The sequence below is a fragment of the Allobacillus halotolerans genome, assembly GCF_018967645.1.
Lineage (GTDB): Bacteria > Bacillota > Bacilli > Bacillales > Alkalibacillaceae > Allobacillus > Allobacillus halotolerans.
The window spans coordinates 87,799-106,877 of record NZ_JAHLZF010000007.1 but is presented as its reverse complement, the minus strand read 5'-3'; the positions used below and the strand labels follow the sequence as shown (position 1 = coordinate 106,877).

22 protein-coding genes are annotated in these 19,079 nt (G+C 38.3%); 7 read left to right on the top strand and 15 right to left on the bottom strand.

Features of this window, described 5'->3' with window-relative positions; translation table 11 throughout:
• Nucleotides 1–17: 17 nt before the first annotated feature.
• The 3 genes from KQ486_RS06715 to gpr form a co-directional block, all read right to left on the bottom strand.
• Nucleotides 18–308: a hypothetical protein gene (locus tag KQ486_RS06715; protein WP_216687123.1), complete on the bottom strand. Its 291-nt coding sequence runs from the start codon at nucleotides 306–308 to the stop codon at nucleotides 18–20.
• Nucleotides 309–310: 2 nt separating this feature from the next.
• Nucleotides 311–1,429: a stage II sporulation protein P gene (gene spoIIP / locus KQ486_RS06710; RefSeq protein ID WP_216687122.1), complete on the bottom strand. Its 1,119-nt coding sequence runs from the start codon at nucleotides 1,427–1,429 to the stop codon at nucleotides 311–313.
• Between the two features lie 142 nt (nucleotides 1,430–1,571).
• The gene (gene gpr, locus KQ486_RS06705; protein ID WP_216687121.1) at nucleotides 1,572–2,660 is read right to left on the bottom strand and encodes a GPR endopeptidase; all 1,089 of its coding nucleotides are present in this window, start codon (nucleotides 2,658–2,660) and stop codon (nucleotides 1,572–1,574) included.
• Nucleotides 2,661–2,824: 164 nt separating this feature from the next.
• Between gpr and rpsT the strand changes: the two genes are divergently transcribed.
• Nucleotides 2,825–3,091, top strand: coding sequence for a 30S ribosomal protein S20 (gene rpsT, locus KQ486_RS06700; RefSeq protein ID WP_144160373.1), 267 nt, complete (start codon nucleotides 2,825–2,827; stop codon nucleotides 3,089–3,091).
• 124 nt (nucleotides 3,092–3,215) lie between these two features.
• Here rpsT and holA read toward each other — a convergent pair whose 3' ends face one another.
• Entirely contained in the window at nucleotides 3,216–4,247 is a 1,032-nt protein-coding gene (holA, locus tag KQ486_RS06695) for a DNA polymerase III subunit delta (RefSeq protein WP_216687120.1), read from the bottom strand.
• Between the two features lie 296 nt (nucleotides 4,248–4,543).
• Here holA and KQ486_RS06690 point away from each other — a divergent pair, with 296 nt between their 5' ends.
• Entirely contained in the window at nucleotides 4,544–4,678 is a 135-nt protein-coding gene (locus KQ486_RS06690; RefSeq protein WP_144087524.1) for a YqzM family protein, read from the top strand.
• 51 nt (nucleotides 4,679–4,729) lie between these two features.
• Here KQ486_RS06690 and KQ486_RS06685 read toward each other — a convergent pair whose 3' ends face one another.
• From KQ486_RS06685 to KQ486_RS06675, 3 genes are all read right to left on the bottom strand, one after another.
• Complete coding sequence (locus KQ486_RS06685; RefSeq protein WP_216687119.1) at nucleotides 4,730–6,973, bottom strand: DNA internalization-related competence protein ComEC/Rec2; 2,244 nt, start codon at nucleotides 6,971–6,973, stop codon at nucleotides 4,730–4,732.
• A gap of 12 nt (nucleotides 6,974–6,985) precedes the next feature.
• On the bottom strand, nucleotides 6,986–7,555 hold the full coding sequence (locus tag KQ486_RS06680; protein WP_144160382.1) for a ComE operon protein 2: 570 nt from the start codon (nucleotides 7,553–7,555) through the stop codon (nucleotides 6,986–6,988).
• Between the two features lie 61 nt (nucleotides 7,556–7,616).
• The gene (locus tag KQ486_RS06675) at nucleotides 7,617–8,210 is read right to left on the bottom strand and encodes a helix-hairpin-helix domain-containing protein (RefSeq protein ID WP_144160385.1); all 594 of its coding nucleotides are present in this window, start codon (nucleotides 8,208–8,210) and stop codon (nucleotides 7,617–7,619) included.
• Between the two features lie 55 nt (nucleotides 8,211–8,265).
• On the opposite strand from KQ486_RS06675, the gene comER reads away from it, so the two are divergent.
• Nucleotides 8,266–9,108: a late competence protein ComER gene (comER, locus tag KQ486_RS06670; RefSeq protein WP_144160387.1), complete on the top strand. Its 843-nt coding sequence runs from the start codon at nucleotides 8,266–8,268 to the stop codon at nucleotides 9,106–9,108.
• A gap of 55 nt (nucleotides 9,109–9,163) precedes the next feature.
• On the opposite strand, the gene KQ486_RS06665 is transcribed toward comER, so the two are convergent.
• The 8 genes from KQ486_RS06665 to KQ486_RS06630 all read right to left on the bottom strand — a co-directional run bounded on the left by KQ486_RS06665 (nucleotide 9,164) and on the right by KQ486_RS06630 (nucleotide 14,223).
• Complete coding sequence (locus KQ486_RS06665) at nucleotides 9,164–9,892, bottom strand: class I SAM-dependent DNA methyltransferase (protein WP_216687118.1); 729 nt, start codon at nucleotides 9,890–9,892, stop codon at nucleotides 9,164–9,166.
• 17 nt (nucleotides 9,893–9,909) lie between these two features.
• Nucleotides 9,910–10,254, bottom strand: coding sequence for a ribosome silencing factor (gene rsfS / locus KQ486_RS06660; protein WP_144160393.1), 345 nt, complete (start codon nucleotides 10,252–10,254; stop codon nucleotides 9,910–9,912).
• A gap of 11 nt (nucleotides 10,255–10,265) precedes the next feature.
• A complete protein-coding gene (gene yqeK / locus KQ486_RS06655; RefSeq protein WP_216687117.1) occupies nucleotides 10,266–10,826 on the bottom strand; it encodes a bis(5'-nucleosyl)-tetraphosphatase (symmetrical) YqeK in 561 nt (186 codons plus the stop codon).
• Nucleotides 10,816–11,376 carry a nicotinate-nucleotide adenylyltransferase gene (locus KQ486_RS06650; protein WP_216687116.1) on the bottom strand — a complete coding sequence of 187 codons (561 nt, stop codon included), beginning with the start codon at nucleotides 11,374–11,376 and terminating at the stop codon, nucleotides 10,816–10,818. The genes yqeK and KQ486_RS06650 overlap by 11 nt, the downstream gene beginning before the upstream one ends.
• 102 nt (nucleotides 11,377–11,478) lie before the next feature.
• Nucleotides 11,479–11,769: a ribosome assembly RNA-binding protein YhbY gene (gene yhbY, locus KQ486_RS06645; RefSeq protein WP_144160404.1), complete on the bottom strand. Its 291-nt coding sequence runs from the start codon at nucleotides 11,767–11,769 to the stop codon at nucleotides 11,479–11,481.
• 4 nt (nucleotides 11,770–11,773) lie between these two features.
• Nucleotides 11,774–12,586 carry a shikimate dehydrogenase gene (gene aroE / locus KQ486_RS06640; protein ID WP_216687115.1) on the bottom strand — a complete coding sequence of 271 codons (813 nt, stop codon included), beginning with the start codon at nucleotides 12,584–12,586 and terminating at the stop codon, nucleotides 11,774–11,776.
• Nucleotides 12,587–12,599: 13 nt separating this feature from the next.
• Nucleotides 12,600–13,706, bottom strand: a complete 1,107-nt coding sequence (gene yqeH / locus KQ486_RS06635) for a ribosome biogenesis GTPase YqeH (protein WP_216687114.1) — start codon at nucleotides 13,704–13,706, stop codon at nucleotides 12,600–12,602.
• Nucleotide 13,707: 1 nt separating this feature from the next.
• Nucleotides 13,708–14,223 carry a YqeG family HAD IIIA-type phosphatase gene (locus KQ486_RS06630; protein WP_144160413.1) on the bottom strand — a complete coding sequence of 172 codons (516 nt, stop codon included), beginning with the start codon at nucleotides 14,221–14,223 and terminating at the stop codon, nucleotides 13,708–13,710.
• Nucleotides 14,224–14,639: 416 nt separating this feature from the next.
• Here KQ486_RS06630 and KQ486_RS06625 point away from each other — a divergent pair, with 416 nt between their 5' ends.
• The 4 genes from KQ486_RS06625 to KQ486_RS06610 all read left to right on the top strand — a co-directional run bounded on the left by KQ486_RS06625 (nucleotide 14,640) and on the right by KQ486_RS06610 (nucleotide 19,077).
• The gene (locus KQ486_RS06625) at nucleotides 14,640–14,780 is read left to right on the top strand and encodes a sporulation histidine kinase inhibitor Sda (RefSeq protein ID WP_216687113.1); all 141 of its coding nucleotides are present in this window, start codon (nucleotides 14,640–14,642) and stop codon (nucleotides 14,778–14,780) included.
• A gap of 146 nt (nucleotides 14,781–14,926) precedes the next feature.
• A complete protein-coding gene (locus KQ486_RS06620) occupies nucleotides 14,927–17,260 on the top strand; it encodes a Na+/H+ antiporter subunit A (RefSeq protein ID WP_216687112.1) in 2,334 nt (777 codons plus the stop codon).
• Between the two features lies 1 nt (nucleotide 17,261).
• Nucleotides 17,262–17,600, top strand: coding sequence for a Na(+)/H(+) antiporter subunit C (locus KQ486_RS06615; protein WP_144160422.1), 339 nt, complete (start codon nucleotides 17,262–17,264; stop codon nucleotides 17,598–17,600).
• Nucleotides 17,593–19,077, top strand: a complete 1,485-nt coding sequence (locus KQ486_RS06610) for a Na+/H+ antiporter subunit D (RefSeq protein WP_216687111.1) — start codon at nucleotides 17,593–17,595, stop codon at nucleotides 19,075–19,077. Before KQ486_RS06615 ends, KQ486_RS06610 begins: the two co-directional genes overlap by 8 nt.
• Nucleotides 19,078–19,079: the final 2 nt, after the last annotated feature.

The following is a 19,079-nucleotide window of genomic DNA, read 5'->3' as shown; positions in this document are numbered from 1 at the left end:
CATTCAATTGATTTTCGTTACCAGAATAGCAAAGAAAATCGATGAAGGAATTCGAACAGGAATGAGAACAAGCTTTTTAGTCCTGTTTCCAAAAAGCTAGCAATCATGAATAGCTCGCTTCCTTTAGGCTTCTCATTTAATTGCTTCGTATGTTTTACTTCAAATGATTCAATATCCTGCTCTTTCTCTTCCAACTCTGTTTCATTTGCTATAACTTTTGATGCGTTTGGTTCCGCATGCTTCCCAAAAGACACACCTACTTGGAAAATAAAGAACAATACAATGAGAATACCTAAAAGCCTTAACATGATTACACCTCTTCCGCCGTTTTATTGTAATAATAATCCGCTAAAATTTCACTGAAGTACTTAATGGTCAAATAAAGTTCTTCAAATGTATTTTCATAACCACCAACCTCAAGAACAATTGAGTGCTCGGCTAAATCTTGGTTATAGACTCCGTTAACCCCAGATCCTCTTTTCACTTCCACACCCCGACTTAACGTTGGATATTTTTCTTCAATCCGTTCGTGAAGCTCTGCTGCGAATGCTAAGTTTTTCTCATAATTCTCATGTTCGCCACCGATGACAAACATTATCTTCGCGGCCTTTTGACCGTTAATTTCTGTCGTTGTTATATTCCTTGGCTGCGCATCACGATGGATATCGATCATAAAACTTAAATCTTCATTGTTTGCTTGCGCTTGTTGAACCACTCTTCGTGCATAATCATATGACTGGTGATAAACCATTCCTTCTTTTTTCAGTTCATTCCAAATATCCGTTTCATCCACAAACGATTCAATTTGCTGATTCTTTAAGTGTTCACTCATTTTTTTGGAAAGCTTCATAACGTTCTCCGTCTGATGGAAGGCTTCATCTGGAACTCGACCTTCTGATAGTTCAGGTAAAAAAGATTCTCTATTATGGGAGGTATAAATGAAAACGGACTCACCGGTATAGGTTTGATCTGGCTTACTGTCCTCATCAATTTCTTCATCTTCGAACAGATCTTCTGGAGGAGCTGACTCGACAGATGTGGTAAATTGGTTCGTTCCACTCCCTCGAATAGCAATCGTACTATTATTAATCGAAAAATTCGGTAGTTCATGCCCAAACAACAAACGAATATCCTGATACGGCAAGCTCGTAAGCATCGGCAATAAAACAGATGACAGTGACAATTGCTCATCTGCAGAAACAACCCCATCCATAATCGGCTGGTCAATGGTTAATAAATGGCTTAACGAAACAGCGTCCACATCAGCTAACCATTCATCCATAAAAGAATCAGATCCGTTTGGAATCGGTCTGATTGTAAATGCTGGAATTAACAGCCACAAGACGATAAACAAGACAATGAACAAAACAAATGGATTTTTCATCTTCTTTTTAAAGTTTTTTGAGTTGAAGGATATTGGATTCTTCATTCATTTCAACCTCTCTAGTAAAGTTCTACTAAAACTCTATTCAAGAGATGCAGATGATAGAACGATGAATCAACGAAAAACAAAAAGAACCCTAGTCTCGAACTTCTTAAACGTCCGCTAACTAGGGTTCATTTTATTGACTCTATAAAAAATCTTTAGCATTCTTTGGATTAATTGATGCATGAAGTCCTTGATTAAGCCCGTTGGCAATCACTTTGCTTAATTCTTCAATCACCTCATCGACTTCTTTTGGTGTGACCATTAAATTATGTCCGATCGGATGAAGAACCTCTTGAATCAGCTGGCGTTTTTCCTCTTCTCCTAAAGCTCCGATCACACCCATGAATTTCTTTCTTGTATCTTCATCTGGTAAATCTTCTTGTTTCAACTGTTTACGTTTGCCGAAAGACATTCCTGCAGGTGTTAGTGCTTTACTCGCTCGGTCTTGTTCAGAAATTTCCCTGCCAAAGTGTTTAAGCATGTAATCAATCGTGTCGCTTGTAATCGTAACCGCGTCGACGACAGTCGGTATTCCTATTGAAAAAACAGGAACATTTAAAGTTGCTTCACTGACTTCTTTTCGGTTATTTCCCACTCCAGAACCTGGGTGAATCCCCGTATCAGACATTTGGATTGTCGCATTCACTCGGTTAATACTTCTTGCCGCAAGGGCATCAACGACAATGATAAAATCAGGTTCGGATTGTTTGGTCACACCGAAAATCATATCACTCGTTTCAATTCCGGTCATTCCCATCACACCAGGAGTAAAGGCAGCGATCGGACGGAAGCCTTCATCGACCGATTCTGGATGAAGCTTGAAGAGATGGGCATTTACATAGGTCTTATTCATCGTTCTTGGACCTAGTGCATCCGGTGTTATATATTCATTCCCTAAACCGACGATTAGGCACCGTGCGTCAGCCGGGATTTGATGCTTTTGAATCAACCGACTAAGCTCTTTAGCCATCATCGTACTGATTTGATTCAGGAAATTTGATTGTAATTCTCTTAACTTCTGTGACTCCAACGTGATATATTCTCCTGGACTTTTTCCTACACGTTTACTTCCTTCTTCGTCAATTTCTACGCGGGTTAATTTCACATCATCTTCCTGAAATTCTCGAATAATGATTCCGTCAAGCTCGTGTTCTTTTTCTGGATTTTTCTCAACAAACATTTCTTTTGCTTCTACAGCCAAATCTGTTCGTGGTTTGAATTCATTTTTCATCTAATACCCTCCAATCTCTGCTCCTTAGTCTGTTCTAAATTCCATATTTTACTCGATAAGCATTCGCGCTTGACAGGAATTAATTGAAATTTGGACCAAGCTTTGGTACAATAATTTTTGTCCAACGAATATTTCTTGGACATTTCATCAGGAGGTGAATGAATATGGCGAATACTAAAAGTTCAACAAAAAGAATCCGTGTGAATAATGAAAAGCGTACAGGAAACCAAACGATTAAATCTGACATGCGTAGTTCTATGCGTGAGGTGGAGAATCATGTACGTAACAACAATGTAGATGAAGCAAAAGAATCTTTAGTTACAGCGGTCAAAAAAATCGACAAAGCACAACAAAGAGGTATTATTCATAAAAACAATGCAAGTCGTAAAAAACGTACGCTTATGACAAAAGTAAATGAATTGACTTCATAAGTGAAAATTTAGTTGGAATTTATTAAAAAAAGAGCTGGTCTTCAAGCAAGCTTAACTCGAGTGCTTGAACATCAGCTCTTTTCATTTGATTTATTTGATTGATTTCAGCTCGATTCTTTAACCTCTAAGCAGGCTCACCAATTTTTCTTCCGGCTCTTTCTAAAAACATCTCCAAGGCTAACCATTTATCCTTTTCACCTGTTTTCATTTGCTCATCACAACGTGCTGCTTCAATGATCATTTGTTTCAATTGATCTTCTGTGAATCTTCTTTCCCTTTTTAGAGCCATTTTGACCGCATACGGATGCACTTTCAACTGCTTTGCCATTTGTTGTTGTTGGTAATTCGATTTTTTCAGCAATTTGCATTGCAAAATTAAACGGATTTGGGATGCGACAAGTGCCAACAGTGCAATCGGTTCTTCATTTCGTTTACGGAATTCCTTTAAAGCTGAAAGTGAATGACCTAGGTTTCCTTCAGTCAATGCATCAATCAATGTAAACGTACTCGTTTCTGCATGAGTGGAGACTAGTGACTGTGCTTGTTCATAATTAATTGCTCCGTCAGTCGCATATAAAGCGATCTTTTTTAATTCGTGATCTAAGGCTTCTATATGCTCCCCAATTCTTTCGATCAGTAGATCAATCACTTCATTGGACAACTGTAGGCCATGTGATGCTGCCATTGGTTCAATTGTACTTTTCATGTCATATAAGTTTGGTGGTGTGCAATCAATCACCATGCTATTTTCTTTCACTATTTTGGTGATTTTTTTTCGTTGATCGAGTTTTGGATAGGGAGCAATGATGATTACGGTCGTAAAATCAACTGGATGATTGATAAAATCCATCAATACATCCACCTGGTGATCAACATCTCCTTTATGTACTTGACCCGTCAAAAAATGTGCGCGATTGATAATCACTATTTTATGATTGCTGAAAAAAGGAAACGTTTCTGCATCATGAATGGCTTCTTGGATTGGGGTTGTTTCCATGTCATAAAGCTGAACATCATCATTTTCGTTTCCAATACCTGATGATTGAACAATTTTTTCTCTTACCTTTTGAATATAAAACGTTTCTTCTCCATATAATAAGAAAACATTGTGCTTAATTTTGTTCCCTTTTGCGTTCAAAAATTCCTTTGCATGCATTTTGATTCATCTCCTCCTTTTTTATCGTATAACGGATTACCTGCAATGACAATGCAAATATATAGAGGGTGTCAGAACTGACACCCTCGAATCTATATAAACGCCAAAAAGACAAAATCCCGGGCCGTTTTTGTCTTTGGCGGCGTTTGGTGGTATACTTATTGTGTGTATTGTTAGCAGGAATATAGCTGACAACTCTTAACAATCATTTGTTAAAATTTTATGGAAGTTATCGAAAAGACTAGACGTTAACTTCTGTCTACCAGTATAATGTATATGAAACGGGAGGGATGAACGTGAACGAATTCGAACAAGAAGTACAATCAAAAAACAATGATGTCGTTGATTCAATTAAAGGTTTTGGTTTTTCTTTCTTATTCTTTTTCATTATTTTCTTCATTGGAACAGTCTTTCAGGTGATCGGTTCTTAATCAGTATAGTTAGTTCAAAGAGGCTGAGTTATTCAGCCTCTTTTTTCTATTCTATGGTGTAAACGGAGAAAATGTGCTTTGTCCATTTTTATAGATCATTTCGACAGCACCATGGGTATCCGTTCGCCAAACCTTTATTCCATGATCTTCCAAGCGTTTAATGACTACTTGAGATGGATGGTTAAAGGTGTTGTCTTCTCCAACCGAAATCAAAGCATTCTTCACATCTACACCGACTTCTCTAATAAATGCTTCACTCGTAGAAGTTTTGCTTCCATGGTGGGCTACTTTCAATAAATCAATCGGAGGCAAGTTCCTTTGTAGAATGCGTCTCTCCCCTGGTTCCTCTAGATCTCCGGCAAATAATGTGCGATGTCCATCTACTTCCAGAATAAATACTAATGAATGATTATTTTCACTTCCGGATGATCGATTTGTTTTAGGTGCTATGACTTCAATTGTTCCACCACCAAACTGTAGGCGATGACCGTGCATGAGATGAATGGGTTGATATTTGTCACCAAAATAGCGTGTAATTGGTTCGAGATCCTGTCTTTCCGCAATAAACAACCCTTTTGGTTTGAATGAATCCATGATTTCTTTTCCGCCTGCGACGTGATCGTAATCAAAATGACTAATCAATAAGGCGTCAATCTGAGTAATGCCTTTGGACCATAAAAAAGGTTGAATGATATTCTTTGTGTTTCTATTTGATTGGTCCAAATGAGAATATACAACCTCTTCTCCTGCATCTACCATTAAAACACCCGATCTCCTTGGTAGCTCAATGACGAATGAATCACCTTGGCCGACATCAAGCATTGTAATTCTGTAGGCATTGTCCATATAAGGAAGGGCTTGCTGCATCCACCAGCATCCAATCAAAGCAATCGCGAATACTGCAGCGAATCTCAACTTTCCACGATTCCACATAGCCATCATGATGAGAAAAATTACATAATAAATGCCAATCACAAGAATTGATGGTTTGCCGACAATCCATTGAGCAATCGAAAATTGTTCAAGACCGAATAACGCATCCATCATTGGTTGGTTGATCCATATAAATAACTTTTCCAATAATACAGCAAATGGAGTGTGCAGAAGCTGCAACAACAAGAGAGTGATTAATACCGGTAGCATAAACACGGTGAAATATGGGACAAACAATAAATTGAGGAGAAATGAGAGCACATTTGTGTAGTAAAAGTGATAAAACTGAAGAGGCAATAATGCGAGTTGGCTAATTAAACTAATTTTTATCGAAGTCCACAACCATCCATCCGTTGTAATGATTTGCTTCGACAAGATTAGACTACACGTCACAAGAAAAGAGAACTGAAAAGAGAGCTGATAGAACAAATAGGGATCGAACACGAGAGAAATAATATAAATGATGGCCAAAACATCCAGCAATTTAACAGTCATTTTCAGCTTTGTAACCAGAATGACCAAAACAGCCATCAGGCCTGCACGAATGACAGATGGTTGGCTTCCAGCAAGCACAATATAGACCGGAATGCTAACGAGCAATATGTTCATAGCAGATTCTTTTGAAATGCGAAAACCAAAATACAACACAGCATAGGATAAGGCCAAAAGTAACCCTACATGTAATCCACTGATCGCAAGCAAATGTGACAGATTCCAAAATTGAAAAGTTTCCATGAGTTGGTCATCGAAATTTGACCGTTCGCCAAACAAGAGGGCTTTCATCCACATAGAAGTGTTTGGAGAAAAAACATCGTCAATTTGTTCCAACAAACGATCCCGATACTCATATAAGGGGGATACGAACGATGAACCAACACACTCTTCAATAGTTGCATCATATGCAATTCCCTGAATGCCTTGATGATTCAAAAATGAACGATAATCAAATTGGCCCGGATTCGTTGCTTGATTAACTTGCTCGATAGACATCTCTGTTAGACAGACGGCACCATGCTTGATCGCATTTTGCTCAACTTTTTGCTGGCGGATGAGCACCATTTGCTGATTGGATAACTCAACTTCAAATTCAGTGTAGAATTCTTTGGTGATTGGATGACTTTTAATAATGGCTGGTCCAGCATATTCTTCTGGTAGAGTGTTCTCTTCCGAGGGGGCTGTTGTTTGAGGCGAGAGATATATGGAGAGGATAAAAAGAAAAAGGGATACTCCGAGAAACCATTTATGACTGTACCAAAAACGGAGAAGTGTTAGTAACAATGCTCCAAGCAAACAAAGGCTCACTGCAAACGGCAAGTATCCCAACGTATAGATTACGGCAGCTAAATAGATATTACCTTTCAATTCGACCTCACATCATTCGACATGCATGAATAGGTCATTGACTTGTTCTCGGTAATGACGTAATTTTTCCTCTTCGACCCCTTGCGCTTCCAACTCTTGAATTAATTTTGTCATTAAGGTGATTTTTTCTTTCGTCCCAGTGTCAATATGTAAATAATCCAATTCTACTTTTTCATATTCAACACCTGCAGCTTCAAGCAGTTCAATCGCATACGGATGATTCCGATAGTCTTCAGCATAATAAATTTTACTGATCCCACTTTGGATGATCGTCTTGCAACAATTCAGACATGGAAAGTGGGTGACGTAAATTTCAGCCCCCTCTGTTGGCACGCCGAATTTTGCACATTGTAATATCGCATTAATTTCTGCGTGAATTGTTCGTACACAATGACCTTCAATAACTTTACATCCGACTTCAATACAGTGATCGCCGCCAGAAACACTTCCATTATATCCACCAGCAATTACACGTTTTTCACGTACGATTGTCGCTCCAACTGATAACCGTTCACACGTACTGCGCAAGGCCAATAAATGACTTTGCGACATAAAGTATTGATCCCAAGAAATTCGCTCCATTGGTTATGATCCTCCTAGGTATTTTCAGTTTATTATTTTCCTTTAGTATATCATGTCAGCTCTATGGGACAATCACCATTTCTCTAAACCGCTCAAGCGTTTTTTCTCCGATGCCAGAGATTTGTAACAAATCATCAACGGATTGAAATTTACCATTTGTATCACGAAATTCGATAATACTTTTCGCTTTTTGTTCGCCAATTCCTGGTAAAGTCATGATTTCATCTAAACCCGCAGAGTTAATCCTTACCTTCCCTTCTTCCACTTTTCCACCTGTGGAAAAAATATTGGCGTCTTCTGTTTCTCCCTTAGCTGGTACGTAAATAACCATTTCATCTTGGATCAATGCAGCCATATTGACCATCAATTCATCAGCATCCTTTAAAAAGCCACCTGCTACCTGGATCGCATCCTTGACACGATCTCCTTCTTTTAACTGGTATACACCTGGCTTTTCAACCATGCCTTTAATATCCACCCATATTATTTTCGATTCAATCGAATCATCGATTGAATTAGTCACCTCTTCCTCCGCTTCAATTGGCTCTTCAATCACAATTGAAGAAGTTTCCGGGTTTTGCTGAAAGAGAAATAACGCAATAAGTAAAAGTAAAAAGATCAGTACATAAATCAACCATTTCTTTTGAATAATCATGTTCAAGACCTTCTTTCATATATTAATTTAGGGATACCTTTAAGGAGGTTGTGAAATGAATTGGGGAATTATCGGAACAGGCAATATGGGGAAAGTTCTTTTGCATTCTTTAACGCAAAGTCAGGCTGTGGAAGAAAAGAACCTTTACCTTTATAATCGAACATTGATGAAGGCTTATGAGCTATTAAATCAGTATCCAAACGTCCATGTCGAACGAAGTTTAACAAGCATGGCCAATAAATGTGATGTGTTACTATTATGTGCTAAACCGAAAGAGATCCTTGAAATTGCCAAAAAGCTTCAACCGAACATTAGAAAGGACCAACTGATTATATCGATTACGAGCTCGATTTCAACGGATCATCTTGATCAAATCTTACCGTGTAAAACTGCACGTATGATTCCGAGCATAACGAATCAATCATTGACTGGAGCCACGTTATTGTCTTTTGGTCAGCGAACGAACGCAATTGATCAGCAAATGATTAAACAAACATGCAAATTGTTTTCAGAGCCCGTTGAAGTCAAAGATGAAACGGTACGTGCCGCTTCTGACCTCGTTTCTTGCGGTCCAGCTTTTCTAAGTTACGTATTGGAAGATATGATTCAATCGGTTGAAAAGGAGACTTTGCTTAAGAGGGAAGATGCTGAAAAGTTTATAGAGACAATGGTGATTGGTTTTGGCCGTTTACTGGAAGAGAGACATTTTTCACTTCAAACTTTACGGGAAAAGGTGATGGTTAAAGGTGGAATCACCGGAGTAGGTATGAAGGCGTTGGAAAAAGAGATTCACAACAGTTTTAATCAGGTATTCATTAATACGCATGAAAAATTTGCTACAGAGCAAGAAATGGTCGAGGCATTAATCCATGAGGCAAAAATGAATTTCAGTGGATAATTCTATTGTTAATCAAGTCAAAGAAAAAAGCAACAAATTTATGTTGCTTTTTTCACTATGCTTCACAGACAAAGAACAAACGGTCTCCATCTTCACTTTCCTCAAAAAAATTAAAATCTGCATATACGCGTACAGTCGAAAAACCCGCTTGCATCAGCCAGTGTTTATATTGTTCGACCAAAAAAGTCCGTTGGGTATGCTCTTCGTCAAATCGTTGATAACGCCCGTCATCATCAGCTACGAAAAATGTGAGGTCGTAATGGACCTCTCCTTTTTCTTGTCCAGGTAGACAAAACCAAATATAACTTAGATCATCTGTTACATATGAATAAATTTCATCTTTAATTAGTTGGTTCATATGTTCAAGACTATGAACATCAAAAAGAAATTTTCCACCTGGATTCAGGTGCTTTTTTATTCGTCGGAAGGATTCCTTCACTTGATCTTTTTCTGTTATATAGTTGAGAACATCCAAAAAGCTGACAATGACATCGAACTGTTCATCGAGTGATAACTGAACCAAATCCGCTTGCTCAAACTCGGTCGAACTGCCGTGTGGTTTTTTATCATTCGCTTGCTCAATCATTTCTGCGGACAGATCGATACCGACGACTTTTTTTGCGGTCGGCTCCAAGCGTAATGACATCTCCCCCGTTCCACAACCGAGGTCCAAAACCGACGGATTCAAATGTTCTTTGGTAAACGCTTTGTAAAAATCAACCCATTGATTATATGGTACGTCGGTCATGAAGTAATCATAGATTTTTGCCATTTGGCCATACATGAAAATTGCGTCCTTTCTTAGATCGGCAAGTCAACTTTTGACGCGTCGCCCCATAACTTTTCCAAGTTATAATACGCTCTTTCTTCTTTATGGAAAATATGGACAACAACATCTTCTAAATCAACGAGCACCCATCTTGCTTGCTCTTTTCCTTCTATTTTTTTCACTTCTTTTCCTTGTTCTTCTACTGCGTCTTTTATGGACTTGCTGATTGCGTCCACTTGACGTTCATTGTTTCCAGAACAAATTAAAAAGTAATCTGCAATTAATGATACTTCTTTCATATCGAGTGCAACAATATCTTGACCACTTTTATCATCACAAGCCTTTGCTGCAATCTCGAGTAGTTGTTTACTATCCAAATAAAACCCTCCTATTTTTTTGTTAATTCATTATATGCATGAAACGTATCAGGGTAAATCAATTGATTTTTACTCATTAAAAACTGAATCGTTTCCCTTAGTGAATATCGGCAAGCTTCATTCAAGTCTTCAGTAGCTAACTCCCTTACTTTATATACGGCAGGAAAATCTCTTCCTGGTTCAATATAATCCGCTAAGAAAACAATTTTTTCTTCAAGAGACATTCTCGCTCGCCCTGTCGTATGGTAACGAATTGAATGAAGAATATTTTTTTCTTCTATATTAAATTTTCGCCGGATGAGCTCTGCACCTGCTGGACCATGTAACAGCTCTTCATTAAACAACAATAAGTCTTTGGGCAGATGAACGGATGACTCAATCGTTTTCGTAAGAAATGCTTTATCAAACTCTTTTGCGTAATCATGTAGTGCAGCGGCAATACCTACTTGTTCTTGATCAGCATGATACAATTTAGCTAATTGCAATGCCTCTTCGGTTACACGCTCTACATGTGCTTGACGTTTGCTACTTAATACTTTTTTGGATTCCGCTAATGCCATTTCAACGTTCATAAAGATGATTCTCCCTTATATACCGTTCTACTTCTTTCTGCAAACCTTCTACCGGTTCATTTTGTTGCAATCCCTTTCGAATGCTAGTCGATGAATAGGGTAGGTCGGGAATCTCCAGCATCTGAACTTGATCGGATTCCGTATAAGAATAGCCTTCTCTTCTCACCCCAATAAATTGTACCAATTCTTTTAATTCCTCGATTTGATACCAATTGGATAAGAAAGCTATTTGATCGCCTCCGATAATAAAGTAAAACGCTACATCTGGATGAAGCTCTCGTAATGCTTTCACTGTATCGATTGTATAAGAACGGCCTTCTCGGTCGAACTCAATGGTTGATATGAAAAGTCCATCCTCACCATCAATCATTCGTTCCAACATACGTAGTCGGTCGTCTGGTGATGCCGTTGCTTCATCTTTATGAGGGGGTTCATAAGTTGGTATAAACCAGACTTCATCCAAATCCAATTTTTCTTTGACGGTTTTCCCGATCACAAAATGTCCTTTATGTGGTGGGTCAAATGTGCCCCCAAACAAACCTACTTTCATAAGATCACCTTCTATATCGGTATAATTATCTTTCCACACTCGTCGACCAATATAGCTCGCAAGAAACATGGGTGGTTGACACCCTATTATTGAAACTACGCATTATGGTAATTCAATCTGTTTATTTTCTTCAGAAGGCTTGTACAAAATAACGATATTCCCAATGATCTGCACCAACTCAGCATTTGTTCCCCGCACAATCTGTTGGGCGATCTCTTCTTTATCTTCAAAGACATTTTGTAAAATATTTATCTTGATCAATTCTCTTTTCTCAAGCACATCATTTAATTGGGCAATCAAATTGTCATTGACACCTTGTTTACCAACTTGAAAAATTGGTGATAAATGATGGGCTTCTTTACGTAAAAATCGTTTTTGTTTTCCGGTTAACATCTGATCACTCCTTCAGCCATTCTAACAGCCTTTCATTAGGTCGATGTCCTGTCCAAATTTCAAATGATTTTGCCGCTTGATGAATCAACATATCAATACCGAATAAAACTTCAATCCCCAATTCATCCGCTTGCTCTAGAAATTTCGTCCATTTCGGTTGATAAACGATATCACTCACTATAGCCTGTGGCTTTACGCGATCTAATCGGATTATTTGTGTATCGATATTCGGTTGCATTCCAACGGTAGTCGTTTGAATAATAAGGTCATATTTACCTAGATGTTCTTCAGCTTCAGTTAGATCGTATACTTGGCTTGTTTTTAGTTTCTTCGTAAGTTCAATTGCTTTTTCTTCGGTACGATTCGTAATATCAATCGTAAAATTTTCTATATCATTCAATGCAAGTGCGATTCCTTTTGCTGCGCCCCCTGCTCCGATAATCAAGATCTTTTTTTTCGTTTGATTGAAAAATTCTGATTTAGCTTGTCTTAAAGCTTCAATATATCCAATTCCATCTGTATTGTAACCAACAAGCTGCCCATCCATCAATTTAACGGTATTCACCGCATTCATTTCCTGCGCATAAAAGTCCAGTCGATCCAAATAAGGAATGATTGATGCTTTATATGGTGCAGTCACATTAAAACCCATCAATCCGTCTTGCTTCACTTGTTCTGTAAAGGCATCCAATTCTGCATGTGTTAATTCATATAATTCATATGCACCATTTACCCCAAAATCTTTCAAAAAATGTTGATGGAGTTCAGGGGATTTGGAATGTTTGATGGGATTTCCAATCAGTCCGAAGTGATACATGGAATTCTTCTCCTTAGATAATTGCTTCGCGTATGATTACATTGACCCCTTCAGGTGCATACGCATCTACCGTGATTTTTCCGGCTGGAATCGTAATCCACCCAAGACCAGAAACAACAATATCCATTTTCTTTTCGTGAATATGAAAAGTTTTTCGTTTTAAAGCTGGCCACTTCTCTATTGTTTCTTCACTTGGTGGAGACAGCATTTCACCTAAATGATTTTCATATAAGTCTTCTGCTTTTTCCGTTTTCGTTCGGTGAATAGACAATCGGTTTGAAAAATAACAAATATAGCCATATTTATCATCCGCTTCAGAAATGTCCAACCGAACCATTCCGCCGACGAATAACGTTTGTCCATCATTCAATTGGAAGACTCTCGGTTTCACTTCTTTTTTCGGAGTAATAATCTTCAAGTCTTTCGCAGTCATCAAATGGGCCATTTGATGATCATTAATAATTCCCGGAGTGTCAATCAAATTTGATTGTTCATCTAATGGGATTTCGATGAATCCAAGCGTTGTACCAGGAAAATAGGATGTCGTAATAACATCTTTCTCACCGACCGATTGATGAATTAAATGATTGATGAAAGTCGATTTGCCAACGTTTGTACAACCGACAACATAGACATCTTTACCTTGCCTTAGTTGATCGAGTTGTAAAGAGGCCTCTTCAATTCCTGTTCCTTTGACAGAACTGACTAAAAAAACATCCTCAATAATCAACCCATACTCTTTGGCTACATTTCGCAACCAAAGCTTAACTTTGTTCAAGTTTGTAGACTTTGGCAACAAGTCAACTTTATTACCGACTAAAACGATCGGGTTATTTCCAACAAACCGTTTTAAGCCTGGAATAAAACTTCCGTGGACATCAAATAAATCAACAATATTAACGACCACTGCATCTTGGTCACTAATATCATGAAGCATTTGAAGAAAGTCATCTGCATGCATGTTGACGTCTTGCACTTCATTATAATTTTTCAACCGAAAGCAACGCTGGCAAATCAATTGTTCTTGATGCAATGCAGATTCAGGTACATATCCAGGCTCTTGCTTATTTTCTGTCTGAATGGGTGCCCCACAACCTTGACAGTACAGTTGCTCATTCATACTATTCCTCCCAGTTCAACTTACCTTTTCGTTTAAAGTAATTCATGATTCTTCTTTCGATCATCCGATTGAATTTTGTAAAAAACCCATCCGATTCAACAACGGGTATGACAAGTATTGTATATAAACCTCCACGATTCCCACCGAGAACGTCAGTCAATAACTGATCACCTACCACCACAATTTCCTCTTTCGGAAGGTTCATGGTTTTTCTTGCCTTTCTAAAAGCTTTTTGTGTAGGCTTTTTAGCATTATGGATAAAAGGAATATCTAAAGGATTCGAAAAAAACCTTACCCGTTCTTCATTGTTATTGGAGATAATCGTCACTTGGAGTCCAGCTTCTCTCAATGATTTGAACCATTCAATGATTTCAGGAGTTGCCTCCGGCTGGTCCCAAGCTACTAACGTATTGTCTAAATCCGTAATAACGCCTTTAATTCCTCGTTCTTTTAAATAAGCAGGTGTTATTTCGAACACGTCTTTAACTTGGTCATTGGGCAAAAAATCTGAAAGCATACTTACACCTCACCTATATTCGCTAGTATTCATCATAAAGGAACGTCTAACAATTGAAAAGCGTTTTTAATGGATAAACATGAGCGAATCATTTTTTAGTGTATTATATGTTTACTTTATGAATTGAACGGTAATAATGAATAATAAGATTTCTTAAGCAAAACAGCACGAATGTATGCTAAAAATCGTTCGACAAATTCATACATTTTTCTCTCTGTGGATAAACAAATCAACAGGATAAACACTAATATCGCAACATTTTTAAGTGATTTTTGTTGCATTACGCACAACTTATGCACAAGTTACACACAAAAAAATCGAATTGTTTATTCACCTTATTAGTGATAGGATAAATCACGTAGATTAGAGATTGACTCAGAGATTTATGGGAGGTGCGCCCTGCTAGGGTATTCATAATGGAACAATTATCAGACCGTTTACTCATTGAGTCTTATTATCGTGCCGTTAAGTTGGATTTAAATGATGACTTTATTAACTTAATCGAACGAGAGCTTGTCATTAGAGGGCTGGATGAAAAAATCAAAGAAATGTCATAAATAGCTTTTCTACCTATATATAACTAACACGAATAACTGTGTTAGTTTTTTTATTGGCTGATGGTTTACTCTTTTCAATTTTAATCATTAGCCATTATAATGGTTACTATATTTGTATTTATACCGTTGAAAGGATGTCACCATTCATGATTTACGCAGTTTTTGCACCACTTCTATTTGCAATCGTCATTCCATTCCTCAGCAGGATGAAACATAAAATACATACTGGATGGCTCATCCTGCCTGTTCCGTTACTGGTTTTTATTTATTTTGTCTCATTCGTCGGGAGTGGTTTTGAAAGTCAAGTAAGCAGCTATAGTTGGATACCTTCACTTGATATATCGCTTAGTTTCCACTTAGATGGGCTGAGTCTTTTATTTGCTCTATTGATCAGTGGGATTGGTTCGTTGGTCGTCTTATACTCCATCTATTATTTAGACAGAGAGGAACGGCTCGGTCATTTTTATACATATTTGTATATTTTTATGACAGCTATGTTGGGTGTTGTCCTATCCGATAACGTGTTTGCCCTCTATGCTTTCTGGGAGTTCACGTCCCTCTCTTCGTTTCTTTTAATTGGTTATTGGCATTTTAAAGAAAGATCCCGTTATGGAGCAATTAAGTCTCTATTAATTACGGTCAGTGGTGGTTTTAGTTTATTAGCTGGGTTAATTTCATTAACCGTCGTTACCGGGACGACAAGTATACGCGAAATGGTTGGCCAAGCGGATGTTATTTTGGAAAGCTCCTTTTTCCCCTTGATTTTAATCTTTTTATTACTTGGAGCATTTACGAAATCCGCACAATTTCCTTTCCATATTTGGTTACCGGATGCGATGGAAGCGCCGACACCTGTCAGTGCTTATTTACACTCGGCAACAATGGTAAAAGCCGGAATTTATTTAATGGCTCGTTTCTCAGCCATTTTCGGTGGCGAACCTAGTTTTTTCATGTTATTAAGTTTATTTGGAATCATTACTTTAGTATGTGGTTCCTATATGGCTGTCCGTCAAACGGATTTAAAGGCGATTCTTGCTTATTCAACGATCAGTCAATTAGGTATGATTATGGCTATGTTAGGTTTTGGTACGGATATCGCAATCTTCGCAGCTGTTTTCCATATTTTAAACCATGCAACCTTTAAAGGAAGCTTGTTTATGATTGCGGGTATTGTCGACCATGAAACCGGCACGCGGGATATTCGAAAGCTGGGTGGGCTGATGACGTTTATGCCAATGTCTGCCACACTGGCCCTGTTTGGAACATTTTCGATGGCCGGGGTGCCAATGCCATTTTTAAACGGTTTTTATAGTAAAGAGATGTTTTTTGATGCATCACTCCAATTATCTGGATATGCAGGAACCTTTGTGGAAGTACTTGCTGCCGTGCTTCCTTACTTAGCAGTGATTGGTAGTATTTTCACGTTTGTTTATTCGATGTATTTATTCTTCGGAACATTCAGAGGTAAATATAAAGAAGAACAATTACCAGTTAAGCCGCATGAAGCACCATTCATGATGCTTTTATCGCCCATCATTTTAGTAGTTGGTGTAATTGTCATTGGGCTTTTCCCTAGTCTTTTCAACAATGGCTTATTGACCCATGCAGCAGATGCCGTTTTCGGTGCTGAAGTTACAAAAGAAATCAGCTTCTGGCATGGATTCATTCCACCGTTGTACATGTCTCTAGCAGTAGTCGCGCTTGGAACAGTACTGTATTTAACCAAAACAAGTTGGGAAAAAGTTTACACGATTATACCAGGTAACTTTTCCTTTAACCGGATTTATGATTGGGGAGTCAATCAATTAGAAGCTGCTAGTAATCGGATTACATTCACTTATATGAATGGTTCTTTACGGCTTTATATGATCTTGTTACTAGCTTCTGTCACCACGATTACAGGAACTGTGTTATTTATTAGTGATGGCATCAATTTTGAAGTATCAGATGTGGCTCCTGTCACTGTTCATGAGGTTTTAATTGCGATTGTGATGGCAATCGCAGCAGTCGCAACCATTTTTGTGACCAATCGCATTGCTGCCATTCTAGTTGTAGGTGTAGTTGGATATGGTCTTGCGATTTTGTTCGTTCTATACAGTGCACCGGATTTAGCGCTGACTCAGCTGATTGTTGAGACTGTTACTGTCGCACTGTTTTTACTTTGTTTCTATCACTTACCGAACCTAACCAAACGAACAGAATCAATCGCCCATCGCGGTATGAACGCATTGATTTCGGTTGGATTCGGCGCATTGATGCTCGTCATATCCATTAGTGCATACAACAGTCAATTTTTCAGTACGATCTCCGATTACTTTACAGAAAACGCTTATAAGCTAGGCGGAGGAGACAATATCGTTAACGTGATCTTAGTTGATTTCCGTGGAATGGATACATTATTTGAAGTTTCTGTACTGTTTGGAGCAGGACTTGCAATTTATTCATTAATCCGTTTACGGAAGAATAAGGGGGCGAAATAATATGGAAATCTTGATGGCTATCTTGGCGTCCATTTTGTTCGCCACCGCCATATATAACTTATTGCAAAAGCAGTTTTTAAGAATCATCATAGGTACGGTACTACTTTCACATGCTGCCCATCTATTTTTGCTTACGATGGGAAAATTAAAACGAGGAAATCCTCCTGTATTGGTTGAGGGTGTAACAAACTATGCGGATCCTCTACCACAAGCTCTCATTCTGACATCCATTGTCATTAGCTTTGGGGTAACTAGTTTTCTACTCGTATTGGCTTACCGAACCTACACACTGAACAAATCTGATAATATGGACGAATTGAGAGGTAGTAGTGATGAGTAACTTAGCAGTTTTACCGATAGTTATACCTTTGATAGCTAGTGTTATCTCAGCGTTTATACCAAAAAAGCTTGGTCTATCACGGTTCATTGCGAAACTATTCGCGATAATCTTTTTAGTATATGCGGGGTACTTAGCTTGGGTCGTTTTCACGGACGGAATCATCGTTATGCAAGCAAGTGGCTGGGCCGCTCCATTCGGCATATCGATTGTGGCTGATTATTTATCTGTGACGCTTGTTTTGATTACATCAATCTTGACCACTGCAGCCGTCTTCTATGCACCAAGCTCATTAAGTCAACTTCAAGAAAGCTACTATTTTTATACGTTTATGTTCTTGATGATTAGTGGGGTTGTCGGTGCTTTCTTGACCGGAGACTTATTTAACCTGTTTGTATTCTTTGAAGTATTGTTGATGGCCTCGTACGGGCTCATCGTACTCGGAGGAGGAAAAGTACAATTAAGAGAATCTCTTAAATATGTACTATTTAACGTTTTCTCTTCCATGCTATTTGTCACGACGATTGGTTTTATCTATGCCTCCGTCGGAACCGTAAACATGGCTCACTTAGCTGAAAGAATTCAAGAAGCTGAGCAAGCAGGAATATTAACAGGACTCGCTGTCTTGCTGTTTTTCGTATTTGCGATTAAAGCGGCCATATTCCCACTTTATTATTGGTTACCTAATTCTTATATCGTCCCAAACCCGGTCGTTTCCGCATTATTTGGGGCATTACTTACGAAAGTCGGAATCTATTCCATTCTTCGTGTTTTTACATTAATCTTCAATCATGATATAGGTATTACACACGAAATTTTCACCTGGTTAGCCATATTCACCATGTTATTCGGTGTAATTGGAGCCTTGTCTACGCAAAATGTTAAACTGATTGTTACGTATAACATTATACCGGCAATTGGCTTCATTCTAATGGGGATTAGCTTATATTCGTCAGCCGGCATTGAAGGCTCAGTCTATTACTTAGTGCATGATATGATCATTAAAGCAGCCCTTTTCTTTCTCGTTGGTGCTTTGGTTGTAGCCGCCGGTACGGACGATCTGCGAAAAATGGGTGGATTAATTACCCGATATCCTGTGCTTGGCTGGCTTTTCTTTATTGGTTCTCTCGTATTGGCAGGTGTACCGCCATTCAGTGGGTTTATTGGAAAGATACTATTATTAAGAGGATCATTAGAACAAGAAGAAATCCTTTTAACCGTAGCAGCCCTAATAACAAGCTTATTGATCCTTTATTCGATGATTCGTATCTTCGTACGTGGTTTTTGGGGAGACACTGTTGAAGGACTTCCAGAAGGACAAAATAAAAAAGTTCGCCATCTAACCATTCCAGCCGCAGTATTACTTGCGATCAGTATTTTTATTGGAATCGGTGCTGAGTTTATCTATCCTCACGTTGAAACAATTGCTAATATGTTGTTAGATCGAGCAGAATACATTAACGCCGTACTAAGGGAGTAAGA

Bases quoted from the DNA above. Each gene is read 5' to 3' on its own strand.
- KQ486_RS06715 (WP_216687123.1), bottom strand. From the start codon at position 308: ATGTTAAGGCTTTTAGGTATTCTCATTGTATTGTTCTTTATTTTCCAA.
- spoIIP (WP_216687122.1), bottom strand. From the start codon at position 1,429: ATGAAGAATCCAATATCCTTCAACTCAAAAAACTTTAAAAAGAAGATG.
- gpr (WP_216687121.1), bottom strand. From the start codon at position 2,660: ATGAAAAATGAATTCAAACCACGAACAGATTTGGCTGTAGAAGCAAAA.
- rpsT (WP_144160373.1), top strand. From the start codon at position 2,825: ATGGCGAATACTAAAAGTTCAACAAAAAGAATCCGTGTGAATAATGAA.
- holA (WP_216687120.1), bottom strand. From the start codon at position 4,247: ATGCATGCAAAGGAATTTTTGAACGCAAAAGGGAACAAAATTAAGCAC.
- KQ486_RS06680 (WP_144160382.1), bottom strand. From the start codon at position 7,555: ATGGAGCGAATTTCTTGGGATCAATACTTTATGTCGCAAAGTCATTTA.
- KQ486_RS06675 (WP_144160385.1), bottom strand. From the start codon at position 8,210: ATGATTATTCAAAAGAAATGGTTGATTTATGTACTGATCTTTTTACTT.
- comER (WP_144160387.1), top strand. From the start codon at position 8,266: ATGAATTGGGGAATTATCGGAACAGGCAATATGGGGAAAGTTCTTTTG.
- KQ486_RS06665 (WP_216687118.1), bottom strand. From the start codon at position 9,892: ATGTATGGCCAAATGGCAAAAATCTATGATTACTTCATGACCGACGTA.
- yqeK (WP_216687117.1), bottom strand. From the start codon at position 10,826: ATGAACGTTGAAATGGCATTAGCGGAATCCAAAAAAGTATTAAGTAGC.
- KQ486_RS06650 (WP_216687116.1), bottom strand. From the start codon at position 11,376: ATGAAAGTAGGTTTGTTTGGGGGCACATTTGACCCACCACATAAAGGA.
- yhbY (WP_144160404.1), bottom strand. From the start codon at position 11,769: ATGTTAACCGGAAAACAAAAACGATTTTTACGTAAAGAAGCCCATCAT.
- aroE (WP_216687115.1), bottom strand. From the start codon at position 12,586: ATGTATCACTTCGGACTGATTGGAAATCCCATCAAACATTCCAAATCC.
- yqeH (WP_216687114.1), bottom strand. From the start codon at position 13,706: ATGAATGAGCAACTGTACTGTCAAGGTTGTGGGGCACCCATTCAGACA.
- KQ486_RS06630 (WP_144160413.1), bottom strand. From the start codon at position 14,223: ATGCTTTCAGATTTTTTGCCCAATGACCAAGTTAAAGACGTGTTCGAA.
- KQ486_RS06625 (WP_216687113.1), top strand. From the start codon at position 14,640: ATGGAACAATTATCAGACCGTTTACTCATTGAGTCTTATTATCGTGCC.
- KQ486_RS06620 (WP_216687112.1), top strand. From the start codon at position 14,927: ATGATTTACGCAGTTTTTGCACCACTTCTATTTGCAATCGTCATTCCA.
- KQ486_RS06615 (WP_144160422.1), top strand. From the start codon at position 17,262: ATGGAAATCTTGATGGCTATCTTGGCGTCCATTTTGTTCGCCACCGCC.
- KQ486_RS06610 (WP_216687111.1), top strand. From the start codon at position 17,593: ATGAGTAACTTAGCAGTTTTACCGATAGTTATACCTTTGATAGCTAGT.